Raw genomic sequence first — 24,668 nt, forward strand, 5'->3', positions numbered from 1 at the left:
ATGCTGGAGCGTTACGGAAAAGGCGTAAATATCAAAGCATGTTTGCATGAGGCGCTGGGGCGCCCTATGCAACACGTAATTGGGACATAGCCTTTCTTATCGGACAAACGGACTAGCAACTAGATCAGCCCCCAGGCGGCAATCTGGTAGATCCACACCATCGCCAGCAATGTGCCGACCAATCCCATGATGACGCCGATGCGCACCATCTGGTGACTCTCCACCAGACCGGTGGCGTGGGCCAGCGCATTGGGCGGGGTACTGATGGGCAGAGACATCCCGAGCGAGACCGAGATGGTAACCGCCAGGATCAGGGTATGACTGCCGCCCCACTCGGCCAGCTCCGGCATGCTGACCGCCAGTGCCGCCACCAGTGGCAGCAGCAGATTGGCGGTTGCGGTATTGGACATAAAGTTGGCCATCACCACTGCCAGCAGACAGGCGCCGACCAGCACCGCCAGCGTGGAGTATTCGTGGAACGGAATATGGGTGATGAGCCGCTCGGCCAACCCGGAGTCCTCCAGCGCCAGCCCCAGCGCGATACCACCTGAGACCAGCCAGAGCACATCAAGGGAGATCTTGTGCAGATCGTCCTTGGTGATGATGCCGGTGGTCAGGAACACCGCTACCGGGATCATGGCGACCACGTAGGAGCTCATGCCATGCAGATCCCCCAGTAGCCAGAGCACTATGGTGGTGATAAAGGTGAGGTAGACCACCCAGGCGCGAGGGGTCTGCATAAAGCGCCCCTCAATCTTGAGATCCATCCGCTTGAGGGTGCTCGGGAAGAAGCGCCCCAGCAGAAACCAGCCAAGCAGCAACAGCAATACCACAAAGGGCACCGCAAATCCCATCCACTGACCGAACGAGATGGCATGCTCGCCGGTCAGGTATTTGAGGGCCACTGCGTTGGGCGGAGTGCCGATGGGAGTGCCGATCCCGCCGAGGTTGGCCGCCAGCGGAATGGCCAGCACAAAGCCGATTTTGGCCGGGTCCTTGTCGGGGAACGCCGCCAGCACCGGGGTAAGGATGGCCAGCATCATGGCGGTGGTGGCGGTATTGCTCATAAACATGGAGAAGGTGGCGGTGATCAACATCAGCCCCAGCATGACGATCCGGGGATCCTGACCAAACGGGCGCAGCAACACCCGCGCCAGATTGACGTCCAGATGGTATTTGGTCGCCGCAATGGCGAGGAAAAAACCGCCGAGAAACAGCATGATGACCGGCGAGGCAAAGGTCGCCATCACCTCGGTGGACTTGAGCAGCTCACCAAACCCCGGTTCAGCCTTGTCGGCAGTCATGAACCAGAGCCCCTTGTCGGAGAGCAGCAGCAGCTCGAGCACGATGATCAGCACCGAGGTAGCAAAGATAGGGATGGGCTCCAGGATCCAGCAGAGGGCGGCCAGCACGAAAATGGCCACGACCCGCTGCTCGATGACGGTGATCCCCTCCAGCGGGATCCACTGGGTCGGGATCAGCAGGATGGTGAGGCTCAGCAGCAGTGGCAGAATAATCTTGTTATTGATGGGCACTATTGTCTCCAGGATCGGGAGTAAGAAACCAATAGTGGCATAACATGCTATCGCCTCATGCCGCCAACTCGCCAAAATGAGAGCTGGCTAACTGCACGGCGCACCGTTTTGTGAGTCATATCAAGCTGGGGTCGGCGCGCTATGGCTGACGCCTCACCCCTTGCAACAAACAGGCAAAAAAACGGGCTCGCTGTTCGTTGCACACGACAGCGGGCCCGTTTCACCATTCATGCCGATGAGGGGGCTCAGAAGTAGATGCGGGTCACCGACTCGATGACGCAACCCGGGCGGCGGATCCCTTCGATCTCCACCTTGATCTCTTTGAGCAGCTCCAGCCCACCCTTGATGGGGGTGACCCGGGCCAGCTTGGTGCGGGCGCGGATGTTGCTGTCCACCTTGATGGGGTACGGGAAGCGCACCTGATCCAGCCCGAAGTTCACCACCATGCGGGCGGTCGGGAACTCGGGGGTTGCCTCGTCGACCGAGCCGGTCAACTGCGGCAGCAGCGCCAGGGTCAGGAAGCCGTGGGCGATGGTGGTCTTGAAGGGCGACTCGGCGGCCGCGCGCTCCGGATCGGTGTGGATCCACTGATGATCCCCGGTCACGGCAGCAAACTGATCGATCATCTGCTGGCTGACGTGCAGCCACTCGCCGACATGAGTCTCTTCACCAATGCGAGCCTGCAGGGCAGCATAGAGCTCGGCCGCCTCGGCCCCCAGCTCAACTGCGGGTTCCTGAGCCACGGCAGGCTGACCGTTGGCTACTTGTGCCACGGTTGCTGCATCCTGCTGCTGCTCGCTCTGGGACTCGGCTTGCAAGTCCAGCACACGCCCCAGCAAAGGGTGAAGATGTGCCTTTTGCTGAAACTCACGCCAGTAGTCGCGGATCGCCGGAGAGAGCCAATCCTTGAGCTCAAAGGGGTGCTGCGCCAGAATTTCGCGCTTGCGCTTCAGAAAATCGACAACTTTCATCTACCGATCCCTATTTGATTCAATGCCTGTAAAGAGGTCTAACCAGTCCTATTTTATTAAAGTTTCAGCTGTAAGTGCAAAAAAATCTCGGCGTACACCTGTACCAAGGCGGAAGTAACTACTTAGACCATGTAAACCAGCACGATCTGCCAATGAGGAAATCGATTGCCAAAGATGCCGCCAGCAGGGGAAATTCATCGGGGTCGTTATGAAAAAAGGCCCTAGTCGGGCCTTGTGGTGGGGAGTCAGCGCGCGCTCGACCAGCCGCGACGCAATCCCTCTTCATCCAGGAAGGACCAGGCGAGGATCCGGCTCACCTTGTTGCCCTGTGCCATGTCGATCACCCGTACCTGACGCGCCCCCACCCGACTCAACGCCTTTTTCGCCCCCGGCAGGTTCTCTTTTTTCGACACCAGCGAGCTGAACCAGAGGCACTGAGTGGCAAACTCCTTGCTCTGGGCAACCATGTTGGCCAGAAACGCCGCCTCGCCCCCTTCGCACCAGAGCTCGGCCTTCTGGCCGCCAAAATTAAGCACAGGAGCGCCTGTCACCTCCTTGCCCAGATTGCGCAGCTTGCGCTCCGTCCCCTTGCTCGCCTCCTCCAGCGACGCATGGAACGGCGGATTGCACAGCGTCAGAGCGAAGCGCTCCTTTGGCCCTATGATGCCGCGAAACACATGGTTGGGGTTGCCCTGCAGGCGGCACTCAATCTGGTTGCCGAGTCCGTTGCTCTTGGCCAGCAGGGTGGCCGCCTTGACCGAGACCGGATCGATATCCGATCCCACAAAACGCCAGCCATATTCACGGGCCCCCAGCAGCGGATAGATGCAGTTTGCCCCTACCCCGATATCCAGCACTCTCACCCCCTTGCCGGTAGGGAGCTGGCCTGCGCTCTCGGCCAGCAGGTCGGCCGCCCAGTGCAGGTAGTCCACCCGTCCCGGGATAGGCGGGCAGAGATAACCGGCAGGCAAGTCCCAGTGGGCAATCCCGTAGTGATGGGCCAGCAGGGCGCGATTGAGAGTCTTTACTGCATCGGGATCGGCAAAATCGATGGTGCGGGTGCCGTAGTCGTTGATAAAGACATGAGCGGCCAACTCGGGAGTTCGCAGGCAAAGCGCCTCAAAGTCGTAACCCGCCTGATGGCGATTACGGGAGTGAAGTCCGGATTTACGGTCGCCCGACTTGGGGCCACCGGCTGATGGGATACGGGGTTTCATGCTGAGCCTGCCGAAGAAAACGGGCCCACACTATAGTGATTTGACTCGGGAAAGTCTAAACGAGGGCAATAAAAAACCGGGCTATCGAGCCCGGTTCAAGTGAGGTTGGAAAAACAGTCCGTACTTCGAGCCGTTTGTCCAGCCTGACTCAGATATCGATCCGGCGAGCTTGCCAGAACTTGTTGCGCCAGTATTGGCTATCCAGCTTGGAGCGCGTCACACCGGCTCGGGTCGAGGCATGGATGAATTCGCCATTGCCGACATAGATGCCAACGTGGTTGAGACGACGATTGATTTTGAAGAAGACCAGATCACCTTCGACCAGATCCTGCTTGGAAACGCGCGTCCCTTCGTGGACTTGAGAGCGGGTATCGCGGGGTAATTCGATACCGACGGCATTGCGGAACACTTCACGGGCAAAGGCGGAACAGTCGATACCGCGCTGGCTGCTGCCACCCATCCGGTACGGAACACCACGCCACTCTTTATATACAGTCAGGATTTCATTCACATCGGGTGTCTGGGAAGCTTCCGGTTCGATGACAGGTTCAACCATGGAAACTTCGATCTTGCTCGCGACCTCGGGTTGGGGTGCCGAGGCACAACCCACCATTCCGAGCGCGACCAGCAGTAGCATCAGGTGGCGCAATCCTTTATCCCCGCTAAATAGTAAATCTTGTTAAAATACGGCCCCAAAGGGCAATTTATAAGGCAACAGCACCCGACTATATCCAAGAATTCTATCGAGGCAAGTGAAAATCCCTATCAAGCTCACATTTTTGCAAGGAAATGCACGATTTTTCATAATTAATGTGATCATGCCCAAACAATATACAATCGCAAAAAGAGCCTTGGGCCTCATAGATAACTGGCTTTTATCCCTGCTTCAGCACCTTTTTAAAGTGAAAAATCATGATCGAAACCGATCTTTTTTTGTTAAAACCGGCCAGGGTATGCCAGGAACTGCTTGCTCAATTGCCTGAATGGCTGTCAACCGATGAGCAACATATCTGGCAAGCCATGACCCATCCTGAACGGCGTCAGGAATATCTGGTGAGCCGCTCCCTGCTGCGCCAGCTATTGGCCGAGCGACTGCAAAAACCCGCCGCCAGTCTGCAATTTTGCAACGGCCCCCACGGCAAGCCCCGACTGCATGATGATGCTTGGCAGTTCAATCTGAGCCACAGTGGCAGCTGGCTGGTGTTGGCGCTCTGCCCGCATGGGCCGCTTGGGGTGGATATCGAACTGGGCAAACGGCGGCATCATCCCCTCCCCCTGGCCCGCCGATTTTATGCACAGAGTGAATATGAGTGGCTCTGCGCACTGCCTGCCCAAGAGCAGGAGAGTGCCTTCTACCGGCTCTGGTCGCGCAAGGAAGCGGTACTGAAAGCCCACGGTGGCGGCATAGCGGCGGGACTGGAGAAGGTGCGGTTTCTCCCGGAGGAAGGGTGGCGACTCGACAACCGACTCGATGACACCCCTTATCAGGTACAGGATTGGCCCTTTGCCAGCGGCTGGCTCAGTCTCGCGGCGACGGCAGCCCCCGTGGCCTTTTACCGGCTGGATGAGCGCTTGAATTGCCACTCGCTTAACCCCATGTTACTCAACACCCTTTCTGAAGAGTCCAACTCATGATCGTCGACATTACTCCCCAGAATTTTCACGCTGAACTTATCGATGCGTCCATGAAGAAGCCGGTCGTCATCTATTTCCATGCTCCGCAGATGCCGGAGTGCCAGGGGATGACACCGCTGATCGAATCACTGGTTGGGCCCGCCAATGAGCAGGTCACCCTGGCCAAGGTGGATATGAACGATCCCCAACTGCAACCGCTGGCCAGCCAGCTCGGCCTGCGCGCCCTGCCCGCATTGGTGCTGTTCCATCAGGGTCGCCCTGACGAACAGGGGATCATCGAAGGACCGCAGGATGAAGCCACCCTGCGCCAGTATTTCTCCGCCTTCGCCCCCAAAGAAGAGGAAGAGTTGCTGGCCAAGGGACAACAGGCGCTGGCTGACGAGCAGCCCAGCATCGCCTATGCCCATCTGACCAAGGCACACCAGCTGGCTCCTGAACGTCACGACATCAGCCTGTGGCTCATTCAAGCTGCGCTCGACCTCAACCTGCTGGATGAAGCGCAGGAGCGCCTCGGCACTATCCCGATGGCGGCGCAGGCTAGCCACTTCCATACCCTGAGCTCACGGCTGGCGCTGGCCCTGCAAGCGGCAGACAGCCCGGAGCTGCGCGCGCTGGAAGCCCGTCATGCAGAGCAGCCTGATGATTTTGCCCTGACTCAGGAGCTGGCGGTGCAATACAACCAGGCTGGTCGTAAGGAAGAGGCGTTGGGACTGCTGCTGGAGATCCTCAAACGGGATTTGGCATTCGGCGATGCCAGAAAGACCTATCTCGATATTCTGGCGACCATGGGCAGCACACCGGCGGCGCAGAGCTACCGTCGCAAACTCTATAGTCTGCTCTACTGAGCGGAATCGAACTGGCTGGTAATGATGGGGGAGTGCCGGGAGGCCGGCATGACCTCATGGGTCAAGTACGAAGAAGGTACTGTGGGAATAAGGTGCTGTGGGAATAGTGGAAATACGGTGAATTTCAGGCAAAAAAAAATGGCGCAAAACTGCGCCATTTTTTTCGCATGGATTACTTCTTGTAGGAAGTAGCCATGTTGTCGATGCGCTGGTTAGCACGCATAGCTTCTTGCTTGGCTTCGGCAACATCAGCAGCGATTTTGGACTGATCAGCACGAACTGCGCTAACATCTTGAGCCAGTTGGTCAACTTTGTTAGACAGATTCTGAACGGAAGTTTCCAGTTCGCTGGTGTTTGCACAACCGCCCAGCAGAGCGGACAGACCAACAACACCTACCAACAACAATTTTTTCATTTTTAAAGCTCCCTTGAACTCGCCAGACGTTTAGCAAGCGGCGTGATTATGGCACAAAAAAATCCTACTTTGCATAGTCCCCACCACAGATAAATGCATTAAAACCCTCATTTTTTTTTGAATGAACAGTTTTTGTCCAGATTCGTCTAAAAAATGAGTGCCGTGTGGTGGGGGCACGGACAAAGGTTAACCAAATTTTTGCCTTATTACAATTTCGTATGAGGCTCAGGCTGTACGTTCTGACAACAATTGACGATATTGCACCAGATCCTCGATGGTCAGCACCGGCATCCGGTGCTTGCGACCGAACGCAACAAGGTCTGGCAGACGCGCCATCGAGCCATCTTCTTTGGTCAATTCACACAACACACCAAACGGTTTGAGGCCAGCCAGCTGCATCAGATCGACCGTCGCTTCGGTATGACCACGGCGGGTAAGCACCCCACCGGTTCGCGCACGCAACGGGAAAACATGACCCGGGCGGTGCAGATCACCCGGTTTGGCGCCGTCTGCGATGGCTGCACGGATGGTGGTGATGCGATCAGCCGCCGAGACACCGGTCGTGACCCCCTGCGCAGCTTCGATGGTCACGGTAAAGGCGGTCTGGTAGTGGCTGGAGTTGGCCTCCACCATCATCGGCAGTTCCAGCTGGCGAACCCGCTCGTCGGGCAGGCAGAGGCAGACGATGCCGGAGCACTCGCGGATCATCAGTGCCATCTGTTCATTGGTCATGGATTCAGCGGCGAAAATGAGGTCGCCCTCGTTCTCCCGATCTTCATCGTCGGCCACCAGCACGCCGCCTCCGGCACGCAAGGCAGACAGCGCCGCTTCGACACGGGCAACGGGATCACCGAATTCACTGAGTAGAGACTGATTCATGGTAAAACTCCTAAACAAGACAAGGACCAGAATCAGGGCATGGAAAGGCAGACAGAGACGGGCATGCGGCGGCCAGCCCACAGGGCCAACACGGCAACGTCTGTCTTATCCTCTTTCATCCGGACTATGACCGTCGGCTCCGGCATCTCACCGGATCTGCTGACCCCGACCCGGCAATCAGCCAAGTCGGGCGCTCGCGGGCTCCCCGAGTCAATCGGGATACCGCCGGTGGGGAATTGCACCCCGCCCTGAGAATAAGCGCAGACAGCCTAAAGAAAAACGGTTGCAGATACCAGCCAAAATCCCCCGCAGGCTGAAAAGCGTTTCAACATTGCGCCCGGGATCGCGCTCTGCAGCCCGATCGCCAGCACGAGAGGCCATGACTGGCGAATTTCTTTATGGCGCGGATCGGTTTATGGCATAGTTCCCGAAACAAAAAACAGGGCCCGAAAAGAGAGCCTGAACAACGCTGCCGGCGCAGACAGCAGCGCCAACACCACAAACGGAAAATGACAGAGATGGAAAAGAAAATACTGCTCACGGATTGCCCGGATGCCAAAGGGCTCATCGCCAAGATCACCAACATCTGCTACAAGCACCAGCTCAACATCATCAAGAACGATGAGTTTGTGGATCACGAGAATGGCCGCTTCTTCATGCGTACCGAGCTGGAGGGACGCTTCAACGACGAGACCCTGCTGGCCGACCTCGATGATGCCCTGCCCACCGGTGCCCAGCGCCGTCTGGTCAAGGCGGGCAAGAAGCGTATCGTCATCCTGGTGACCAAAGAGACCCACTGCCTCGGCGATATTCTGATGAAGAACTACGCGGGCGCGCTGGATATGGATATCGTCGCGGTGATCGGCAACTACGACACCCTGGCCGAGCTCACCGGCAAGTTCGATATCCCGTTCCACACCGTCAGTCACGAGGGTCTGAGCCGGACCGAACATGAGGAGCAGGTTCGCGCCATCATCGACGGCTATGAGCCTGACTATGTGATCCTGGCCAAGTACATGCGGGTGCTGACCCCGAGCTTCGTCGAGGCCTATCCGCGCAAGATCCTCAACATCCACCACTCCTTCCTGCCCGCCTTCATCGGTGCCCGCCCCTACCGGCAGGCCTTTGATCGCGGCGTCAAGCTGATCGGTGCCACCGCCCACTTCGTGACCGACGATCTGGATGAAGGCCCCATTGTCGAACAGGACGTGATCCACGTCGGTCACGCCTTCAGTGCGGACGACATGGCCAAGGCGGGTCGGGATGTGGAGAAATCGGTGCTGAGCCGCGCGCTGGAGCTGGTACTGAACGAGCGGGTGTTCGTCTACGGCAACAAGACGGTGGTCTTCAAGTAATCCGCCCACATAGCTCGTATGCAAACGCCAGAAACAACAACGGCTCCCGCGGGAGCCGTTGTTGTTTCTGCGCCGAGTGTCAGAGCGGCAGATCGTTTACCGTCACCGCGCCCTTCTCCAGCTTCAGCTCGGAGGTCAGAGCTTGATTGTCGGCCTTCAGATAACCCATCAGGGTCAGCTGATCGAGCATGGGGGCCAGTTGCGGCACCGCCTTGCCCAACTTGTCGCTGAGGCTGGCATGCAGCACGCCGGAGAGGGCCTGCATCCCCGAGTCGCTGTTGAACAGCTGCTCCAGCGAGGTAGAGGCCAGCTTCACATCCCCCTTCATGGCCACCGCCTCACCGTTGAGCTTGGCGCTGAGATCGGCCAGTTCAAGGGTCGCGCCACGTTTGAGCATCTTGTCCAGCGCCTGCTGGATGGCTGCATCTTCAACCCCCTTGCCACCGGCGGCCTGCAGCCCCTGATACCCTTCCAGATCCAGACCGTTGAGGTTGAGCGCCAACTTGCTGTCGGTCACCGCCAGGGTGTCGGTCTCGTTCTCCAGATCCAGCTTGGCAATTTTCATCTGATAGCTGCTGGAGAGGGTCTGGGCATCATCACCGGTCAGCTGAGTCTCGGTTGTCATCCCCTGCAGGGCGACCTTGACGCCGTCAGGCAGTTGTACCGTGAGGGCCGAGAGGGTCATCTCGCTCTGGGGCGAGAGGAGCACACCGCTGATCTCGGCAATGTCGGCACTCCCTTTCAGATCGGCCAGCACCAAGTCCATCTTGCTCTGCTCTTCATGGACCGTCATCCCCTGCCAGGTCATGGTGAGGTGACCATTCCCCTCCAGATTGCCGTGGAACTCACCGCTCAGGGGCAGGAAGCTGAACTCGTCCAGCCCCTGTTTGATCTTGAATTCATTGGCCCAGAAACGGCTGCTGTTACCCTGGGTCCAGAGACTGGTGACCGACTCCAGACCGAGCTCCCACTGCTCCATACCCAGTGCGGTAAAGACCGGTGCCAGAGTGCCATTATGGGTATCGAGCAGGAAGTGGCTCTTGATGTAGAGCGGCAGGATCTGGCTCTTGACCACCAGTTGCAACTCGATGGGCTGACTGCCCTCCAGCTCGCTGTCGATGGCAGCCAGCTCCTCCGGCGTCACCACGACCTTCAGGATCCCGTCACGGGTGAAGAGGTTGCTGCTACCCGGCTGCCACTGCATGTCGATACCGGTCTCTTGCTCTACCTTGGCGATCTGCTCCGCCATGATGTTGTCGAAGCTGTTGCCCGTGTACCAGCACGCAGCCAGACCACCACCTACCAGTGCCGCACCCACGGCGAGGGCCACTATCTTTTTCATATATCCATGTGTCTCCAGGGAGTTGTCACTGCACTCTACGGGGCGGACTCGGGGCTAGGCAAGTCCAATCAGATGGCGAGTCCACTTTCTTGCGGCTCGCCACAACATCACAGCAAGGGGCTGAAGAGATAGAAGATGTTCTCCATCGCCTTCTTGTACCAGGGGCGGGCCTGCCATTGGGCCAAGGTCATCGGGGTGGCTTCCGCCATATAGCCCTGTACCAACCGGGTCATCTGGGCCACGAACGAGGGGTTGTCCACCAGCAGGGTCACCTCGAAGTTGAGCCAGAGGCTGCGCCGATCCAGATTGACCGTCCCCACCAGAGCGAAGTCATCATCCACCAGCACGCTCTTGGTATGGAGCAGACCGGCATCGTAGCGGTAGATCTCCACCCCGGCCGCCAGCAGCTCCTCCATAAAGGCGTTGCAGGCGTAATTGGCCATGATGGAGTCGTTGCGTGCCGGCAACACCAGCTGCACCTGCACTCCGCGCGCCGCTGCCGAACTGAGTGCGGCTGCCAGCGGATCGTCGGGTACAAAGTAAGGGGTCGTCAGCACCAGATGGCTGCGCGCCTGATAGATGGCCAGCAGCAAGCTCTGCTGGATGCAGTCACCGCCGACGAAGGGGCCAGACGGGATCAGCTGGGCGCGGTAGTTGGTCTGGGGCCAGGCTTCCGGCTCATGTTGCAGACTGTCGAGCAGCCGCTCGCCGGTCTCCATCTCCCAGTCCCAGACAAAGATCGACCACATCAGCGGCACCATGGGCCCCTGCACCCGGATCATGATGTCGACCCACTGGCCAACCCCTGCATCCTGCTTGAAGAAACGGGGATCCACCATGTTCATGGAGCCGGTGTAACCCACCCTGTCATCGATCACCACCAGCTTGCGGTGCATCCGCAGATCCTGACGCTGGAACAGAATGCGCCAGGCGCCGACCGGCAGCACCTCCACCAGCTTGACCCCCGCCTTGCGCAGCTTTTTGGGCCAGTGGGAGCGGAAGAACTGTTTGCTGCCCACCGAATCGAGCAGCAAGCGACAATCCACGCCGCGTTGCGCCACTTCAATCAGCGCCTCGCACACCTCGTCGGCATCGCCGCCCGGATGCCAGATGTAGAACTCCAGATAGCAGGAGAGGGTCGAGCGACGGATATCCTGGGCAATCTCGCGCAAGATCCAGTCCGGCTTGTTGAGCAAGGTCATGCGGTTGCCGGAGAGCATCGGCATGGCGAGCCGTCCCTGGATGAGATCGTGCAGCGGCTGTGCTTTGGCGCCCACTTCGCAGCAGTGCTGCGGGAACAGACGGGCCAGTTGCCGGATCCAGATGGCATAAGGGCGATACATGGCCTGGGCGCGCTCGGCACGGCGGCGCCCCAGCTTGATTTCACCAAACAGCACATAGAAACCCACCCCGGCAAACGGAATGGCATAGATCAGCGCCAGCCAGGCCAGCGACACCCCAATGGGACGGCGTTTCATCACCACCCGAAACGACACACCGGTGACAATCACGGTATGAAAAAGCAGTAGCAGCCAACCCAGAAAACGGGAAAACAGCAGTTGAAGATCGTGTTCCAGACCGTTAAACAACGGGGACTCCTTCTAATCGACAAACAGCGCGGTGGGCAGACCCCAACCGGCCGGGATGGTATGCTGTAAGGCAAATCCATTCTATCAGGTCGCACGCATGATCCTGCAATCTATGCTGCTCAGCCTGGCCATGCTAGGCCAAGGCTCATATGACATCAATGAGCAACAGATAAACCAGTACCTGCAATCTCAGGTGCAAGTCGACAAACAGCTGGAGCTGCCGGGCATCATCAAGGCCCACGTTCAGCTGGAGCAGAGCGATGTCCAGATCGGTCGCCAACGCCCCGATACCGCCCGGGTCTATGGCAAGGGCAAGCTCAAAATCGCCCTGCCAGACAATACCGAATATGACGCCCGCCTGCAGATGACCTATGAGGCGAGACCCCGCTATGACAAGAGCCAGAGCGCGCTGTTTCTCGATAACATGAAGCTGGTGGAGTACAAGCTGGAGCCGGAGGCTGCCGAGAAGAAGTTCGGGCTGATGCTCAACATGCTGCTGCAGAGCATGGAGAAGCGGCTCGAGACCAAACCGGTCTACAAACTCAATGACAAGGACCCGGATCAGGCCTGGCTGAAGGAGAATCTGCTGGGGCTGGAGCTGTCACCGGGCAAGATCCACCTGCTGACCAAACCCCGCTAAACCGCTCAATTCAGGAGGGGCTGGGTGGTATCCCGTACCAGCAGCTCCACCTGATAACCCTGCTGCTGCTGCCGCTCGTAGAGGGAGAAAAGCGACCCGCTCAATTGATTGAGGGGCATATCGGCAAACCCGGCCTTGAGATAGAAAGGCTTCTCGAAGGGCAGCGCCTGACAGACCACAGGTTTGTCCAACAGACCGTGACAGGCGTGCTGCAACAGCCGTGACCCCAATCCCAGCGACTGGTAGTGGGGCAACAGGCGAAAGCCGCACAGATGGTAAAACTCCTCCTCGTCCCGCAACCGAACCGCCCCCACCAGCCAGTGAGCATCACGCACGACAAAGATCCGCTCGGCCAGATCCGGCACATAGTGGGAAAACGTCGTCTCGTAATAGTCCCTGATAAGGGAGAGGTCGGCGTCGCAGTACTCTTCGAAAGTGAGTTCCATCGCCAGCTTGCTTGTCACAGACAAATCCTTTGATAATCAGTTATTAGTGCCAGATACGGTGCGCTAATCCGACCACATGACGCCAGCACGATAGCATGCCTTTCGTCAACAAAAAAGCGGACGTCGCGGGCAGCTTGCTTACCTAGTGGAAGAGGCCATGACCCACCGCCCGACTGCCAAAACCGCGCTTTATGATGACAATCCTTTATTGCTGCGGATACTTTGATCCCGGTCACCGAATCGGATCATTTGCCCCCTGTTGGCCGCTTGTTCTGCCCTCGTCATGATGCTTTACTCAACATGGTCATCACAAGAAGGAGTATTAGGGTTGAAAGCATGGATGCTGGCAGGCCATATGTTGTTGATCCCCCTGAGCGGATGGAGCCAGACTCCCCCCCCCGCGGAGGTGATCTTCCTGACAGCAGCTCCCTCCCCCTTGCGTCCGAGCAAAGATGCCACTCCCGCCCCAAAACCCGACACCGCTCAAACAGCGGCAGTCGCCACCAACGGCAAGAAGCAGATCCAGGTCTATAAATCGGTGCAACAAAACGGGGTGGTTCGCTACTCCGATATGGCACCCGAAGAGGGCCATTACGAGCTGCTGCTGTTCAACGACTGCTTCGCCTGCGATCCCAAATCCAGCGTCAACTGGCAGACCACAGGGCTGTTTCTCTATGACTATGCCAGCACCATCAAGGCGGCCGCCAAAACCTATCAGGTTGAGCCGGCGCTGATCCGGGCGCTGATCCATGCGGAATCCGCTTTCAATCCGCTGGCGGTCTCCCGCAAGGGGGCCATGGGGCTGACCCAGCTGATGCCCGCCACGGCGCGGGAGTTGGGGGTCGGCAATGCCTTGCTGGCGGAGCAGAATATCTTCGGCGGGGTGAAATACCTGGCGGGACTGCTCAAGCAGTATGACGGCAACGTGGCGCTGGCGACCGCGGCCTACAACGCCGGCGCGGGCGCCGTACAAAAACATGGCGGTATCCCACCCTATGCGGAAACCCGTGCCTATGTGGAGCGCGTCCAGCTCCTCCACCTGCGCTACAAAGAGATGCTGCAGGCCAAAGGGCTCTGAGGTTAGCCTCGGTTAATGCTCTTTTCTCGCCCCTCCAGAAACAAAAAACACGCCCGCAGGCGTGTCGATACCACACTTTGTTTCGCAAATGATTACTTCTGCTCAGTCGCCACCAGGCGATAAGCCAGCGCACCCAGAATGGCACCGACAATCGGAGCAACCCAGAACAGCCACAGCTGGCTGATAGCCCAGTCACCGACAAACAGCGCAACACCGGTACTGCGAGCCGGGTTGACCGAGGTATTGGTCACCGGAATGCTGACGAGGTGGATCAGGGTCAGGCACAGACCGATGGCGATCGGCGCGAAACCGGCAGGCGCACGGCTATCGGTGGCGCCCATGATGACGAACAGGAAGAAACCGGTCATCACCACTTCACACACCAGTGCGGCAGTCAGACTGTAACCACCCGGAGAGTGCTCACCGTAGCCGTTGGAAGCAAAACCGGCAGAGAGATCAAACCCGGCCTGACCGCTGGCAATCACGTAAAGCACGGCAGCGGCGGCAATGCCACCCAGCACTTGCGCCACGATATAAGGCAGTACACCGGATGCCGGAAAACGACCACCCGCCCACAGACCGACGGTCACGGCCGGATTGAGGTGGCAACCGGAGATATGGCCGATGGCAAACGCCATGGTCAGCACGGTCAGACCGAAAGCCAGCGAGACCCCCAGCAGACCAATCCCGACGTGAGGGAAGGCAGCAGCCAGCACGGCACTGCCGCAACCGCCCAATACCAGCCAGAAAGTGCCCATAAACTCAGCAGCAACAGGTTTCACATTATTTCTCCCATTTGAGATAACACCGAACAAGACCCGAGAAGGGCCCATGCTTGAACAAGCGCAGCATTATGGGAGTGTGAGTCCAGATTGCGAACCCGGCAGGCAGAGCTCACTGAATGTGAGGTTCGTCACAATTAGTTGATTAGATAAGGGATTTATCATTAAGACAGCCGGTTGCACATCTCATACCCAAGGGCGTCATGCGACAGCTTGTGACACCGTTTAGCTCGAGTGCTCATCCCTTGAACGATAAAAACGGAGGCCTGGTCAGTCTCCTGCAGGGGCAAAACGGCTGACAACCTGCCCCTGATGCTCAATCCACTCCATGAACATGGCGACGGGACGGGCATAGACCTGACCATCCTGCTCGGATTGATAAATTACCAGCTGCTCCTGGGTTTCGGTATGCAGAGCCAGGGCAAGCACTTGATAGTACCCCCCCTTGAAGTGGCGATAGCGGCCTGGAACGGGTGCTTGCATGGGAAAACCTCGCAGAAGTGAACACCGATGAGCGAACCACATAAAGATGACACCATGAGTGCCATTCAACTCATCGAAAAGGGGGACGAAGACGATTTTTTACACAAGCCAATCGTGCCACAGGATCCGGATATTGCAACACAGTCAGGCAGCTTTGTTAATTCGTTCCCCATGTTTCACTAGTTAACCTTGGTTAGCACCAAAGATCGTGCTGAATTTAACGTTCTAGCAACCCTGTTTTAGGGCTAAAAATCAGGGAATTCCTCTAAAAAGAGGATTGTTCTAGCATTCAATTCTGTGAAGAATAGGGGAAAAGAAATTTGATACTAAAAATCACCTTTTTCGCCAACGCGTCCCTGTGGGGAAGGAATCACACTCACCATGTTCACAATCGACAAGTCGCACAAGCTCGACGATGTCTGCTATGACATCCGCGGCCCGGTGCATAAAGAGGCTCGCCGTCTCGAAGACGAAGGCCACCGCATTCTCAAGCTCAACATCGGCAACCCGGCCCCGTTCGGCTTTGATGCGCCGGAAGAGATCATCAAGGATGTGATCCTCAACATGCCGCTGAGCCAGGGCTACTGCGACTCCAAGGGGCTGTTCTCTGCCCGTAAAGCGGTGATGCAGTACTACCAGCAAAAAGGGATGCGCAAGGTCGATATCGACGACATCTACATTGGCAATGGCGCCAGCGAGCTGATCGTGATGGCGATGCAGGCGCTGCTCAACAATGGCGACGAGATGCTGGTGCCCTCCCCCGACTACCCGCTCTGGACCGCGGCCGTCACTCTCTCCGGTGGCCATGCGGTGCACTATCGCTGCGATGAAGGAGCTGACTGGTATCCGGATCTCGACGATATCCGCGCCCGCATTACCCCGCGCACCCGCGGCCTGGTACTGATCAACCCCAACAATCCGACCGGTGCCGTCTACGGCAGCGAGTTCCTGCTGGAGGTGATCGAGATCGCCCGCCAGCACAACCTCATCATCTTCGCCGACGAGATCTACGACAAGATCCTCTACGACGATATCTCCCACACCAGCGTCTGCACCCTGTGCGACGATGTGATGGTGGTTACCTTCAACGGCCTCTCCAAGGCCTACCGTGCCTGCGGCTTCCGTCAGGGCTGGATGGTCATCACCGGTCCCAAGGGACGTGCCCGCGGTTACATTGAAGGGCTGGAGATGCTGGCCTCCATGCGGCTGTGCGCCAACGTGCCGATGCAGCACGCCATCCAGACTGCGCTTGGCGGCTACCAGAGCATCAACGAGCTGATCCTGCCGGGCGGCCGCCTGCGCAAGCAGCGGGACAAGGCGTGGGAGCTCTTGAACGAGATCCCCGGGGTCTCCTGCGTCAAACCCAAGGGGGCGCTCTACATGTTCCCGCGCCTCGACCCCAAGGTGTATGACATCCGCGATGACCAGAAGATGGTGTTCGACCTGCTGCAGCAAGAGAAGCTGCTGCTGGTGCAAGGCACCGGTTTCAACTGGCCGGCACCGGATCACTTCCGGCTGGTGTTCCTGCCCCGCGAAGAGGAGCTGGAGGATGCCATCGGCCGCCTCGCCCGTTTCCTCAAGGGCTACAAGCAGTAAGCAAAGCTCATGAAAAAGGCTCCCGCGGGAGCCTTTTTGTTATCTGTGGTTTTATTCGTGCCATCAGCCGTGCAGCAGGGCACCGGCCACCAGTACCGCCATGGTGATGAGAGCCACCCCGATGATAAAGGGCAGCACCCAGCGCACGAAGCGATCGTAGGGGATCTTGGCGAGCGCCAGACCTGCCACCAGATGGGCGGCGGTAGGGGCGAACAGGTTGATCCAGCCGGAGGCGGACTGATAGGCGGTGATCACCAGATCCCGGGAGATGCCGGAGAAGTCCGCCAGCGGCCCCATCAGCGGCATGGAGACAGTCGCCAGCCCCGAGGTGGAGGGGATGAAGAAGCTCAGGATGATGTGCACCAGATAGGCCATCAGGATGAAGACCGACGAGGAGAGTCCGGTCACCAGCCCTTCGGCCCAGTGTAAAATGGTGTCGATGATGACGCCCTGCTCCATCACCACATAGATGCCGCGCGCCACTGCTACCACCAGCGCCACCCCGATAAGATCCCGAGCGCCGCTCAGGAAGGTCGCCACATAGTTGGATTCCGGCATCCGGTTGATCAGCGCGATCAGAATGGAAGCGCTGAAAAACAGAGTCGAGAGCTCGTCAAACCACCAGCCAAAGGTGGGCAGCACGTCGATCCCCAAGTCCGACCAGGGCACCACCGCATAGATCATCAGCAGGAAGGTGCCGAAGAAGACCAGCATGGTGAGCTTCTGCTTGCCGGTGAAGGCGAGGTTGCCACTCTTCATCTGGGAGAACTCGTCGTCATAGGTGATGTCGGCCAGCACGGAGCGGGATTTGTCCTGCTGCACCTGCTTGGCGTAGCGCATCACGAACCAAGAGGCAAAGATCACCAGCAGCAGCCACTGGATGACCCGCAAACCGATCCCTTCGCCGATGGGGATACCGGCAAAACCGGAGGCAATACCGGTAGCAAACGGGTTGACGGTGGAGGCGAGCACCCCGACCCCGGAGCCGAGCAGGATGATCCCCGCCGCCACCATGCGATCGAAGCCCGCCGCCATCATCACCGGCACGATCAGCGCCCAGAAAGCTACCGTCTCCTCCGCCATGCCGAAGGTGGAGCCGCCGAGAGCAAACAGGGCGATCAGCACCGGGATAAGCAACCGCTCACGCCCGGCAAAGCCGCGCACAATGGCCCCCACCCCGGCATCGAGCGCACCGCTTTGCATGGTCACCGCGAGAAAACCACCGATGATGAGCACGAACAGCGCCACGTCGGCCGCCTTGTGAAAGCCCTGAATGGGGGCCTTGAGCACCTCGAACATTCCTTGCGGGTGGGCGGGTAACTCGGTGTAGCTGCCAGGCACCGGCAACAGCCGCTCGTCGCCGCTGTAATCGGCCACGGCCGCTGCCGCAACCGGCTGCTGGGTCTTGGCGGTGACATAGTCATATTTGCCCGCTGGCAGCACCCAGGTGAGGGCGGCCATCAGGGCGATGATGATAAAAAGCAGGGTATAAACTGTGGGGAGTTGGCGCTTCTTGGGCGCCTCGTTTGGAGTGGTCATAGCTTCCGTACCTCGGCAATGCCGTCTGTGATCCGATCAGCGCAAGACTAGCGGGTTTGATATGGGAAAAAGGTGATCGCTGATAATAAAATTCCGCAAATTAGCGGAATGTTTGCCAAAAAAACAGGGCCCCGCGGGGCCCTGTTTTCACTTGAGTCAGACTCAGAGCTCGACCACGTCGAATTTCACATCCGGATTTACATCCGCATCGTAATCGACCTCATCCAGACCGAAACCGAACAGGCGCAGGAACTCCTGCTTGTAGCCGGTGTAGTCAGTCAGCTCGGAAAGATTCTCGCTGGTAATGGATGGCCACAGGTCGCGGCAGGTCTGCTGCACATCTTCGCGCAGTTCCCAGTCATCCATGCGGATGCGAGCCTGATCGTCCAGCGCCATGTCGGAGGTGTAGAGACGGGTGCGCATCATGCGATCCACCTGCTCCATGCAGCCCTCGTGAATGCCCTTCTCCTTCATAATCTTGAAGGCCATGGAGATATAGAGCGGCATCACCGGAATGGCGGAAGAGGCCTGGGTCACCACGGATTTGAGCACGGCCACGTGAGCGGTGCCGCCCTTGGCTGCCAGATCGCCACGGATGGCGGCAGCGGCGCGGTCCAGATCTTCCTTGGCGCGGCCCAGAGTGCCATGCCAGTAGATTGGCCAGGTCAGATCGGTACCGATGTAGGAGTAGGCCACGGACTTGGCGCCGTCAGCCAGCACGCCGGCATCACGCAGGGCAGCCATCCACAGCTCCCAATCCTGACCGCCCATCACTGTGATGGTGTTCTGGATCTCTTCCTCGTTCGCCGGCTCGACGGTGGCGGTGATGATCTGGTCCTTGTTGGTATCGATGGCGGTGGTGGTATAGACCTCACCGATCGGCTTGAGGGCAGAGCGCACCACTTCGCCGGTTTCCGGCATCTTGCGCACCGGAGAGGCCAGGGAGTAGACCACCAGATCAATCTTACCCAGATCCTGCTTGATGAGCTCGATCACCTTGGCGCGGCACTCGTTGGAGAAGGCATCGCCGTTGACGCTCTTGGCGTAGAGGCCCGCCTCTTTGGCTGCCTTGTCGAAGGCGGCAGAGTTGTACCAGCCGGCGGTACCGGTCTTGGACTCGGTGCCCGCTTTTTCAAAGAAGACGCCGAGGGTGGCGGCGCCGCTACCGAAGGCAGCCGCAATCCGGGAGGCCAGGCCATAACCGGTGGAAGCGCCGATCACCAGCACCTTCTTGGGACCATTCTCGATGGTGCCCTTGGCCTTGGTATAAGCGATCTGGCGACGAACATTGGCTTCACAACCGACCGGATGAGTGGTGGTGCAGATAAAGCCGCGAACCTTGGGTTTGATGATCATATGGGGTCTCGGATCCGTTTAATGGATGAAATCGGGGCATAAGATACCTCATCTTGCCGCGATAAGGTGCTCTGATGTGTTGAACTGCGGCAAAAATGGGCATCCGAAGGTGGCAATCATGGTCCATGCCATGGTGCCACCTCACGGCAACGAGCAGGCAATGCGGGTGATGTGGCCATCCTGCAGCTTATAGAAGGCATCTTGCGGCAACTCCTGTGACCAGGTCGCCTCATAGTCGAGATCGGCATAGACGCCGCGCAGCATGGCACCGAGCAGACCGTGGGAGATAACGATGGCCCGCTCGGCGATGGCAGGATCCTGCAACCACTGGTGTGCCCGGCGCTGAATGCTCTCGAAGCTCTCGGCCCCCGGTGCCTGCAGATACCAGTCCCCCTTGCCGGTATCGAGCTCGGGATGAGCGAGCCGCAGCACCGGGATCTGGCAGCTCTCCCACTCCCCCATCCCCAGCTCCATCAAGCGATCGTCCCAGACGATGCGATCCGCTGACAGCCCCAGCTGCTCGCACACCAGCAGCGCAGTCTGACGGGCGCGACCGAGCGGGCTGGCATAGACGGTCCAGCGGGCGGGATCCGCCAGTTCTGCGGCAAGCCGCCGCCCCATGGCGATGGCTTGCGCCTCGCCCTTGTCGGTCAGCTCGGAGTTGCAACGCCCCTGCAGACGCTGCTCGGCATTGAAGCGGGTCTGGCCGTGGCGCAGCAGATAGATGAGTCGAGACATGATTTCTCCAGCACGTTCAGAGAGATAGAAAAACAAAGGGGGAAGATGATAGCAGATGAGCCCGAAGGATGGCCCAAACAGAGAGGCTAAAGCGGGCGTAAAAACGGGTCAAGGCTGACCCGTTTGCTGCCAATTTGGCCAGAGTGTATCGGCTCAGCCCTTCTTGATCTCCCGCAGATAGCGGTAGATGGAGTGGACCGAGATCCCGAGCTGGCGCGCGGCAATCTGGGCACTGTCTTTAAGCTCGAAGATCCCCATGTCGTGCAGCTGGTTGACGATGACCCGTGTCTTCTGGGACGGGGGCACCGCCTCGTTGCCACGCACCTCGGCACTGACGGTGTCGATGGTGCTGTTGAGCGCTTCGTCGATGTTGCGGGCGAACACCTCCGGGGTGGCATGGCTCTCGTGGGGATGCATGCACTCCGGCATCATGGTACGCAGCACAGATTGCAGCGGAGCGTCCATGTCGCTGTTGATGCAGAGCAAGCCGATGGCCCTGTGCTCCCCGTTGCGGATCACGGTAGTAATGGAGCGCAGCGTCTTGCCGGTGGCACACTTGGTCATGTAGGGGCTGGAGATATCCTGCCCGCTCTTGAGCTTCATCATCGCCAGGTTGGTGATGGGGGCACCGACACTGCGGCCGGTGATATGGCCGTTGGCAATCTTGACGATCGAGGGATTGCGCACATCCAGACTGTGGAGCAGCACCTCGGTGTGCTGGCCATACATGGCGGCGATGCCATCCACAATGTTCTCCATCGACTTGAGGATCTCAAAATCGCTCGGACTCAACTCTTGCAGCTTCACAATGGGACCTTCTTGCAAGGGTTGCTGCCGGACAATGGACGCCGGGCAGCAACCGACAGGGACATCAGGCGGACATGATATCAATAATGGTGCTGTCTGTGGCAGACATGCCCTCCTTCACCATCTGGCCGACGTTGCGGATGGTCTGATCCACGTCACCTGCGACGATCCCCTGCCCCGACACCGAGTGGCTGTTGAGGGCCATCAGGAAGCCACGCACCGCCGCACCGGAGGAGGTACTCACCTTCATGGCGCAGGAGGCTTTCGCCCCGTCGCACACCATGCCGGCACTGTCACTCAGCACGTTCTGGATGGCAAAGCAGGATTGCTCGAAGCTGCCGCCCGCCAGATAGACCATGGCCATGGAGGCGGCCGCGCTGGTCACGGTATTGCCACAGAAGGCCGACAGCGGCGGATAGTGGGACTTGATATAGATGGCGCCCAGATGGCTCATGATGAGGGCGCGAGCCAGCTGCTCTTCGCTGGCCGCAAAGCGCTCGGCAATTACCATCACCGGAATGGTGGCGGCAATGCCCTGGTTGCCGCTGCCGAAGTTGCTCATGGCTGGCAGGGTCGCGCCCCCCATGCGGGCATCGGAGGCAGCCGCCGTCATCATCACGATGCGGTTCATCACATCCTCGCCGATAAGACCGGCATCGATGTTCTGCTGCATGGTGCGCCCGATCTCGAGACCATAGGGGTTGTTCATCCCCTCGGCGGAGAGCTTGCCGTTGAGCTCGGAAGCTTTGAGGATGAACCTGATCTGCTCGAACTCCACCTGAGTGGCGAACTCGTAGATGGCGGCGATGCTGATATCGACGCCATCGCAGATGGAACCGGTGGCACCGCCCTGGCTCTGATCGGCGGTGAAGGTTACCTCGCCATCGCGGCGCTGCTCGACGATGCGGGTATGACCGCCGCACAGAGTCACTTCGGCGCTGTGTTCTTCACCCTTGCCATCAGTGCCATAAACGGTCACGCGGCAGAAGATAAACTCGGGGGCGGCGGTGCGGCTCACCTGCACCTTGCCGGCATCGATCATCTGCTGGGCACGATCCACCTGTGCTGGCTGGATCGCAGCCAGCACCTCCAGCCCGGCATCGGCGTTGCCGCCGATGGCACCGGCCGCGGCCGCAATGGCCAGACCGATCTTGCCGGTGCCCGGCACATAGACACCCATCGAGTTTTTATAGAGATTGTCCGACACCGCAACCTCGAGGCGACCGGGCTCACAGCCCAGTTGCCGGACGGCAACAGCCGCGGCATAGGCGGCGGCGATTGGCTCGGTACAACCCAGCGCTGGTTTGACAACCTGTTGAATAATCTGCAGATACTGCTGCCACGCTTGTTTCATCACTTGAACCTTTTTATCAGCATTAACGAGCGATATGGGCGATCGCTTCCACTTCAACCTTGACGCCCATCGGCAGATCCTTCACTGCGAAGCAGCTGCGCGCCGGACAATCTTTCTGGAAATAGGCTTTATAGACCTCGTTGAACGCGGCAAAATCGCTGATCTCGGCGAGGTAACAGGTGGTTTTGAGCACGGTATCCAGCGAGCCGCCAGCGGCTTCCAGCACGGATTTCAGGTTCTCCAGTGACTGGCGGGTCTGGGCGGCAATCCCCCCTTCCACCACACCACCCTGCTGCTTGCAGACCGGCAACTGACCGGAGGTAAAGATGAGGTCGCCATAGGCAGTGCCGTGGCTGTAGGGACCGATAGCGTCAGGTGCCGCTGCTGCTGTGATGATGCGTTTCATATAGCCACTCCTGTTTGTGCAATTTTTTTTGCAATCATGAATCTCATTCTGTTCAACATTATTTGCTTTTTACTTTATCCATTCAACAAAAAGATACAAAAATGGCGTTTAAAGGCACCTTTCGGCCTCAATATAAACCGTGATCACCATCCTGATTTGAACAAAAGTACTCTTATGGGCATTGTTTATGACAGTTTCATTCAACTATATTTGCGCCGCTTTCCCACATCCCTACAAAAAAGAAGGTTTTAATGGACGCGCATAGCACTACACTCGCCAGCCCCGTGATGGGCACGCTGGAATGGAAAGAAGCGGTTCGCTTCGACAGCACCGACTGGGGCTGGATCATCATGAGCATCGGCATGGCCATCGGCGCAGGGATCGTCTTCCTGCCGGTACAGGTGGGTCTGATGGGCTTGTGGGTCTTTCTGCTCTCGGCGGTGATCGGCTACCCCGCCATGTACATGTTCCAGCGCCTCTTTATCAACACCCTGGCCACCTCGCCGGAGTGCAAGGATTACCCCAGCGTCATCACCGGCTACCTCGGCAAGAACTGGGGTGTACTGCTCGGCGCGCTCTACTTCGTGATGCTGGTGATCTGGGTCTTCGTCTACTCCACCGCCATCACCAATGACAGCGCCTCCTTCCTGCAGAGCTTCGGCGTCACCGACGGCCTGCTCTCCGAAAACCCGCTCTACGGTCTGGTGCTGATCTGCGGTCTGGTGGCACTGGCCTCGCGCGGCGAGAACCTGCTGTTCAAGATCTCCACCTTTATGGTGCTGACCAAGATCAGCGTGGTGGCCGTGCTCGGCCTGATGATGGTGGACAAGTGGGATGCGGCCAACATCACCGCCATGCCCGCTGCCGGTGACTGGATGAAGGATGCCATCATCATGCTGCCCTTCACCCTCACCTCCATCCTCTTTATCCAGAGCCTGAGCCCCATGGTGATCTCCTACCGCTCGCGGGAAAAGTCGCTGGAAGTGGCCCGCTTCAAGGCGATGCGCGCCATGAATATCGCCTTCGGCATCCTGTTCGTGGTGGTGTTCTTCTACGCCGTCTCCTTCACTCTTGCCATGGGTCACGATCAGGCGGTCAAAGCCTCCGAGGAGAACATCTCTGCACTGGCGATGGTGGCGCAGGGGATGCCCGGCCAGACCCTCAAGCTCCTGAGCCTCACCCTCAACATCTTTGCGGTAATGACCGCCTACTTCGGCGTTTACCTCGGTTTCCGTGAAGCCTGTCAGGGGCTGGCAATGAACCTGCTGCGCCGGGTGCTGCCGGAAAACCGCATCAACAAAGGATTGGTGGGTAAGGGCATCATGGTGTTTACCGTCATGCTCTCCTGGGGGGCCATCGTGCTCAACGCACCGGTACTGAGCTTCACCTCCATCTGCAGCCCCATCTTCGGCATGGTGGGTTGCCTCATCCCGGCCTATCTGGTTTATCAGGTACCGGCGCTGCACAAGTACAAGGGCACCTCCCTCTACATCATCATCGTCACCGGCCTGCTGCTCTGCGTCTCGCCCTTCCTGGCGTTCAACTGATCGGTTTCCCCTTATCGACCACGGGTCACCTTCGGGTGGCCCGTTTTCTATTGGTGCGGCTGACGGCGCCCCCGCCCGGAAGTAAAAAGCCAAGGGGATCACAACTTGCAACC

24 protein-coding genes and 1 riboswitch are annotated in these 24,668 nt (G+C 58.6%); of the genes, 7 read left to right on the forward strand and 17 right to left on the reverse strand.

Annotated elements, in window-relative coordinates; genetic code table 11:
• Window positions 1-119: 119 nt before the first annotated feature.
• The 4 genes from AB5Y85_RS18240 to AB5Y85_RS18255 all read right to left on the reverse strand — a co-directional run bounded on the left by AB5Y85_RS18240 (window position 120) and on the right by AB5Y85_RS18255 (window position 4,360).
• Window positions 120-1,535 carry a DASS family sodium-coupled anion symporter gene (locus AB5Y85_RS18240; RefSeq protein ID WP_144712418.1) on the reverse strand — a complete coding sequence of 472 codons (1,416 nt, stop codon included), beginning with the start codon at window positions 1,533-1,535 and terminating at the stop codon, window positions 120-122.
• Between the two features lie 245 nt (window positions 1,536-1,780).
• On the reverse strand, window positions 1,781-2,506 hold the full coding sequence (locus AB5Y85_RS18245; RefSeq protein WP_019445964.1) for a MaoC family dehydratase: 726 nt from the start codon (window positions 2,504-2,506) through the stop codon (window positions 1,781-1,783).
• 245 nt (window positions 2,507-2,751) lie between these two features.
• The gene (rlmF, locus tag AB5Y85_RS18250) at window positions 2,752-3,723 is read right to left on the reverse strand and encodes a 23S rRNA (adenine(1618)-N(6))-methyltransferase RlmF (protein WP_257687439.1); all 972 of its coding nucleotides are present in this window, start codon (window positions 3,721-3,723) and stop codon (window positions 2,752-2,754) included.
• A 148-nt stretch (window positions 3,724-3,871) separates the two neighbouring features.
• Window positions 3,872-4,360, reverse strand: a complete 489-nt coding sequence (locus AB5Y85_RS18255; protein WP_005334331.1) for a C40 family peptidase — start codon at window positions 4,358-4,360, stop codon at window positions 3,872-3,874.
• A gap of 275 nt (window positions 4,361-4,635) precedes the next feature.
• Between AB5Y85_RS18255 and AB5Y85_RS18260 the strand changes: the two genes are divergently transcribed.
• Both AB5Y85_RS18260 and AB5Y85_RS18265 read left to right on the forward strand, forming a co-directional pair.
• Window positions 4,636-5,358 carry a 4'-phosphopantetheinyl transferase superfamily protein gene (locus AB5Y85_RS18260; RefSeq protein WP_257687438.1) on the forward strand — a complete coding sequence of 241 codons (723 nt, stop codon included), beginning with the start codon at window positions 4,636-4,638 and terminating at the stop codon, window positions 5,356-5,358.
• Window positions 5,355-6,203 (forward strand): tetratricopeptide repeat protein, encoded by an 849-nt coding sequence (locus AB5Y85_RS18265; RefSeq protein ID WP_257687437.1) that lies wholly within the window; start codon window positions 5,355-5,357, stop codon window positions 6,201-6,203. Before AB5Y85_RS18260 ends, AB5Y85_RS18265 begins: the two co-directional genes overlap by 4 nt.
• Window positions 6,204-6,375: 172 nt before the next feature.
• On the opposite strand, the gene AB5Y85_RS18270 is transcribed toward AB5Y85_RS18265, so the two are convergent.
• Together AB5Y85_RS18270 and ribB are read right to left on the reverse strand one after the other, a co-directional pair.
• On the reverse strand, window positions 6,376-6,618 hold the full coding sequence (locus AB5Y85_RS18270; protein WP_005334342.1) for an Lpp/OprI family alanine-zipper lipoprotein: 243 nt from the start codon (window positions 6,616-6,618) through the stop codon (window positions 6,376-6,378).
• Between the two features lie 225 nt (window positions 6,619-6,843).
• Window positions 6,844-7,497 (reverse strand): 3,4-dihydroxy-2-butanone-4-phosphate synthase, encoded by a 654-nt coding sequence (ribB, locus tag AB5Y85_RS18275; protein WP_193859982.1) that lies wholly within the window; start codon window positions 7,495-7,497, stop codon window positions 6,844-6,846.
• 103 nt (window positions 7,498-7,600) lie between these two features.
• Window positions 7,601-7,757, reverse strand: a riboswitch (FMN riboswitch).
• Window positions 7,758-8,015: 258 nt separating this feature from the next.
• Between ribB and purU the strand changes: the two genes are divergently transcribed.
• Window positions 8,016-8,852: a formyltetrahydrofolate deformylase gene (gene purU, locus AB5Y85_RS18280; RefSeq protein ID WP_115544112.1), complete on the forward strand. Its 837-nt coding sequence runs from the start codon at window positions 8,016-8,018 to the stop codon at window positions 8,850-8,852.
• 79 nt (window positions 8,853-8,931) lie between these two features.
• Here purU and AB5Y85_RS18285 read toward each other — a convergent pair whose 3' ends face one another.
• Together AB5Y85_RS18285 and cls are read right to left on the reverse strand one after the other, a co-directional pair.
• Complete coding sequence (locus tag AB5Y85_RS18285; RefSeq protein ID WP_257687436.1) at window positions 8,932-10,194, reverse strand: YdgA family protein; 1,263 nt, start codon at window positions 10,192-10,194, stop codon at window positions 8,932-8,934.
• Between the two features lie 107 nt (window positions 10,195-10,301).
• Window positions 10,302-11,783, reverse strand: a complete 1,482-nt coding sequence (gene cls, locus AB5Y85_RS18290; protein ID WP_005361740.1) for a cardiolipin synthase — start codon at window positions 11,781-11,783, stop codon at window positions 10,302-10,304.
• A gap of 97 nt (window positions 11,784-11,880) precedes the next feature.
• Here cls and AB5Y85_RS18295 point away from each other — a divergent pair, with 97 nt between their 5' ends.
• Window positions 11,881-12,423, forward strand: coding sequence for a DUF1439 domain-containing protein (locus AB5Y85_RS18295; RefSeq protein WP_040065150.1), 543 nt, complete (start codon window positions 11,881-11,883; stop codon window positions 12,421-12,423).
• 5 nt (window positions 12,424-12,428) lie between these two features.
• Here AB5Y85_RS18295 and AB5Y85_RS18300 read toward each other — a convergent pair whose 3' ends face one another.
• A complete protein-coding gene (locus tag AB5Y85_RS18300) occupies window positions 12,429-12,869 on the reverse strand; it encodes a GNAT family N-acetyltransferase (protein ID WP_041980377.1) in 441 nt (146 codons plus the stop codon).
• A gap of 340 nt (window positions 12,870-13,209) precedes the next feature.
• Here AB5Y85_RS18300 and AB5Y85_RS18305 point away from each other — a divergent pair, with 340 nt between their 5' ends.
• Window positions 13,210-13,947 (forward strand): lytic transglycosylase domain-containing protein, encoded by a 738-nt coding sequence (locus tag AB5Y85_RS18305; RefSeq protein ID WP_257687440.1) that lies wholly within the window; start codon window positions 13,210-13,212, stop codon window positions 13,945-13,947.
• A gap of 92 nt (window positions 13,948-14,039) precedes the next feature.
• On the opposite strand, the gene aqpZ is transcribed toward AB5Y85_RS18305, so the two are convergent.
• A complete protein-coding gene (aqpZ, locus tag AB5Y85_RS18310; RefSeq protein ID WP_005361747.1) occupies window positions 14,040-14,729 on the reverse strand; it encodes an aquaporin Z in 690 nt (229 codons plus the stop codon).
• A 270-nt stretch (window positions 14,730-14,999) separates the two neighbouring features.
• Window positions 15,000-15,212: a DUF1653 domain-containing protein gene (locus tag AB5Y85_RS18315; protein ID WP_005334366.1), complete on the reverse strand. Its 213-nt coding sequence runs from the start codon at window positions 15,210-15,212 to the stop codon at window positions 15,000-15,002.
• 381 nt (window positions 15,213-15,593) lie between these two features.
• Between AB5Y85_RS18315 and AB5Y85_RS18320 the strand changes: the two genes are divergently transcribed.
• A complete protein-coding gene (locus AB5Y85_RS18320) occupies window positions 15,594-16,808 on the forward strand; it encodes a pyridoxal phosphate-dependent aminotransferase (protein ID WP_005334367.1) in 1,215 nt (404 codons plus the stop codon).
• A 63-nt stretch (window positions 16,809-16,871) separates the two neighbouring features.
• Here AB5Y85_RS18320 and AB5Y85_RS18325 read toward each other — a convergent pair whose 3' ends face one another.
• The 6 genes from AB5Y85_RS18325 to AB5Y85_RS18350 all read right to left on the reverse strand — a co-directional run bounded on the left by AB5Y85_RS18325 (window position 16,872) and on the right by AB5Y85_RS18350 (window position 23,008).
• Entirely contained in the window at window positions 16,872-18,347 is a 1,476-nt protein-coding gene (locus AB5Y85_RS18325) for a YfcC family protein (protein WP_257687435.1), read from the reverse strand.
• A gap of 162 nt (window positions 18,348-18,509) precedes the next feature.
• Window positions 18,510-19,703, reverse strand: a complete 1,194-nt coding sequence (gene fabV, locus AB5Y85_RS18330; RefSeq protein WP_257687434.1) for an enoyl-ACP reductase FabV — start codon at window positions 19,701-19,703, stop codon at window positions 18,510-18,512.
• Window positions 19,704-19,844: 141 nt separating this feature from the next.
• Window positions 19,845-20,441: a histidine phosphatase family protein gene (locus AB5Y85_RS18335; protein WP_257687433.1), complete on the reverse strand. Its 597-nt coding sequence runs from the start codon at window positions 20,439-20,441 to the stop codon at window positions 19,845-19,847.
• A 153-nt stretch (window positions 20,442-20,594) separates the two neighbouring features.
• Window positions 20,595-21,248: a transcriptional regulator gene (locus tag AB5Y85_RS18340; protein ID WP_040065159.1), complete on the reverse strand. Its 654-nt coding sequence runs from the start codon at window positions 21,246-21,248 to the stop codon at window positions 20,595-20,597.
• A 64-nt stretch (window positions 21,249-21,312) separates the two neighbouring features.
• Window positions 21,313-22,602, reverse strand: coding sequence for a serine dehydratase subunit alpha family protein (locus AB5Y85_RS18345; protein ID WP_257687432.1), 1,290 nt, complete (start codon window positions 22,600-22,602; stop codon window positions 21,313-21,315).
• 22 nt (window positions 22,603-22,624) lie between these two features.
• Window positions 22,625-23,008: a Rid family detoxifying hydrolase gene (locus AB5Y85_RS18350; protein ID WP_005344164.1), complete on the reverse strand. Its 384-nt coding sequence runs from the start codon at window positions 23,006-23,008 to the stop codon at window positions 22,625-22,627.
• A 251-nt stretch (window positions 23,009-23,259) separates the two neighbouring features.
• On the opposite strand from AB5Y85_RS18350, the gene AB5Y85_RS18355 reads away from it, so the two are divergent.
• On the forward strand, window positions 23,260-24,555 hold the full coding sequence (locus AB5Y85_RS18355; protein WP_021229327.1) for an amino acid permease: 1,296 nt from the start codon (window positions 23,260-23,262) through the stop codon (window positions 24,553-24,555).
• Window positions 24,556-24,668: the final 113 nt, after the last annotated feature.

Source organism: Aeromonas sp. R3-1, assembly GCF_040908345.1.
Lineage (GTDB): Bacteria > Pseudomonadota > Gammaproteobacteria > Enterobacterales > Aeromonadaceae > Aeromonas > Aeromonas veronii.

Bases quoted from the DNA above. Each gene is read 5' to 3' on its own strand.
- AB5Y85_RS18350 (WP_005344164.1), bottom strand. From the start codon at position 23,008: ATGAAACGCATCATCACAGCAGCAGCGGCACCTGACGCTATCGGTCCC.
- AB5Y85_RS18285 (WP_257687436.1), bottom strand. From the start codon at position 10,194: ATGAAAAAGATAGTGGCCCTCGCCGTGGGTGCGGCACTGGTAGGTGGT.
- AB5Y85_RS18245 (WP_019445964.1), bottom strand. From the start codon at position 2,506: ATGAAAGTTGTCGATTTTCTGAAGCGCAAGCGCGAAATTCTGGCGCAG.
- AB5Y85_RS18305 (WP_257687440.1), top strand. From the start codon at position 13,210: ATGCTGGCAGGCCATATGTTGTTGATCCCCCTGAGCGGATGGAGCCAG.
- AB5Y85_RS18325 (WP_257687435.1), bottom strand. From the start codon at position 18,347: ATGACCACTCCAAACGAGGCGCCCAAGAAGCGCCAACTCCCCACAGTT.
- AB5Y85_RS18320 (WP_005334367.1), top strand. From the start codon at position 15,594: ATGTTCACAATCGACAAGTCGCACAAGCTCGACGATGTCTGCTATGAC.
- AB5Y85_RS18265 (WP_257687437.1), top strand. From the start codon at position 5,355: ATGATCGTCGACATTACTCCCCAGAATTTTCACGCTGAACTTATCGAT.
- fabV (WP_257687434.1), bottom strand. From the start codon at position 19,703: ATGATCATCAAACCCAAGGTTCGCGGCTTTATCTGCACCACCACTCAT.
- AB5Y85_RS18315 (WP_005334366.1), bottom strand. From the start codon at position 15,212: ATGCAAGCACCCGTTCCAGGCCGCTATCGCCACTTCAAGGGGGGGTAC.
- AB5Y85_RS18355 (WP_021229327.1), top strand. From the start codon at position 23,260: ATGGACGCGCATAGCACTACACTCGCCAGCCCCGTGATGGGCACGCTG.
- AB5Y85_RS18270 (WP_005334342.1), bottom strand. From the start codon at position 6,618: ATGAAAAAATTGTTGTTGGTAGGTGTTGTTGGTCTGTCCGCTCTGCTG.
- AB5Y85_RS18295 (WP_040065150.1), top strand. From the start codon at position 11,881: ATGATCCTGCAATCTATGCTGCTCAGCCTGGCCATGCTAGGCCAAGGC.
- AB5Y85_RS18300 (WP_041980377.1), bottom strand. From the start codon at position 12,869: ATGGAACTCACTTTCGAAGAGTACTGCGACGCCGACCTCTCCCTTATC.
- AB5Y85_RS18255 (WP_005334331.1), bottom strand. From the start codon at position 4,360: ATGCTACTGCTGGTCGCGCTCGGAATGGTGGGTTGTGCCTCGGCACCC.
- rlmF (WP_257687439.1), bottom strand. From the start codon at position 3,723: ATGAAACCCCGTATCCCATCAGCCGGTGGCCCCAAGTCGGGCGACCGT.
- AB5Y85_RS18335 (WP_257687433.1), bottom strand. From the start codon at position 20,441: ATGTCTCGACTCATCTATCTGCTGCGCCACGGCCAGACCCGCTTCAAT.
- AB5Y85_RS18260 (WP_257687438.1), top strand. From the start codon at position 4,636: ATGATCGAAACCGATCTTTTTTTGTTAAAACCGGCCAGGGTATGCCAG.
- purU (WP_115544112.1), top strand. From the start codon at position 8,016: ATGGAAAAGAAAATACTGCTCACGGATTGCCCGGATGCCAAAGGGCTC.
- AB5Y85_RS18345 (WP_257687432.1), bottom strand. From the start codon at position 22,602: ATGAAACAAGCGTGGCAGCAGTATCTGCAGATTATTCAACAGGTTGTC.
- ribB (WP_193859982.1), bottom strand. From the start codon at position 7,497: ATGAATCAGTCTCTACTCAGTGAATTCGGTGATCCCGTTGCCCGTGTC.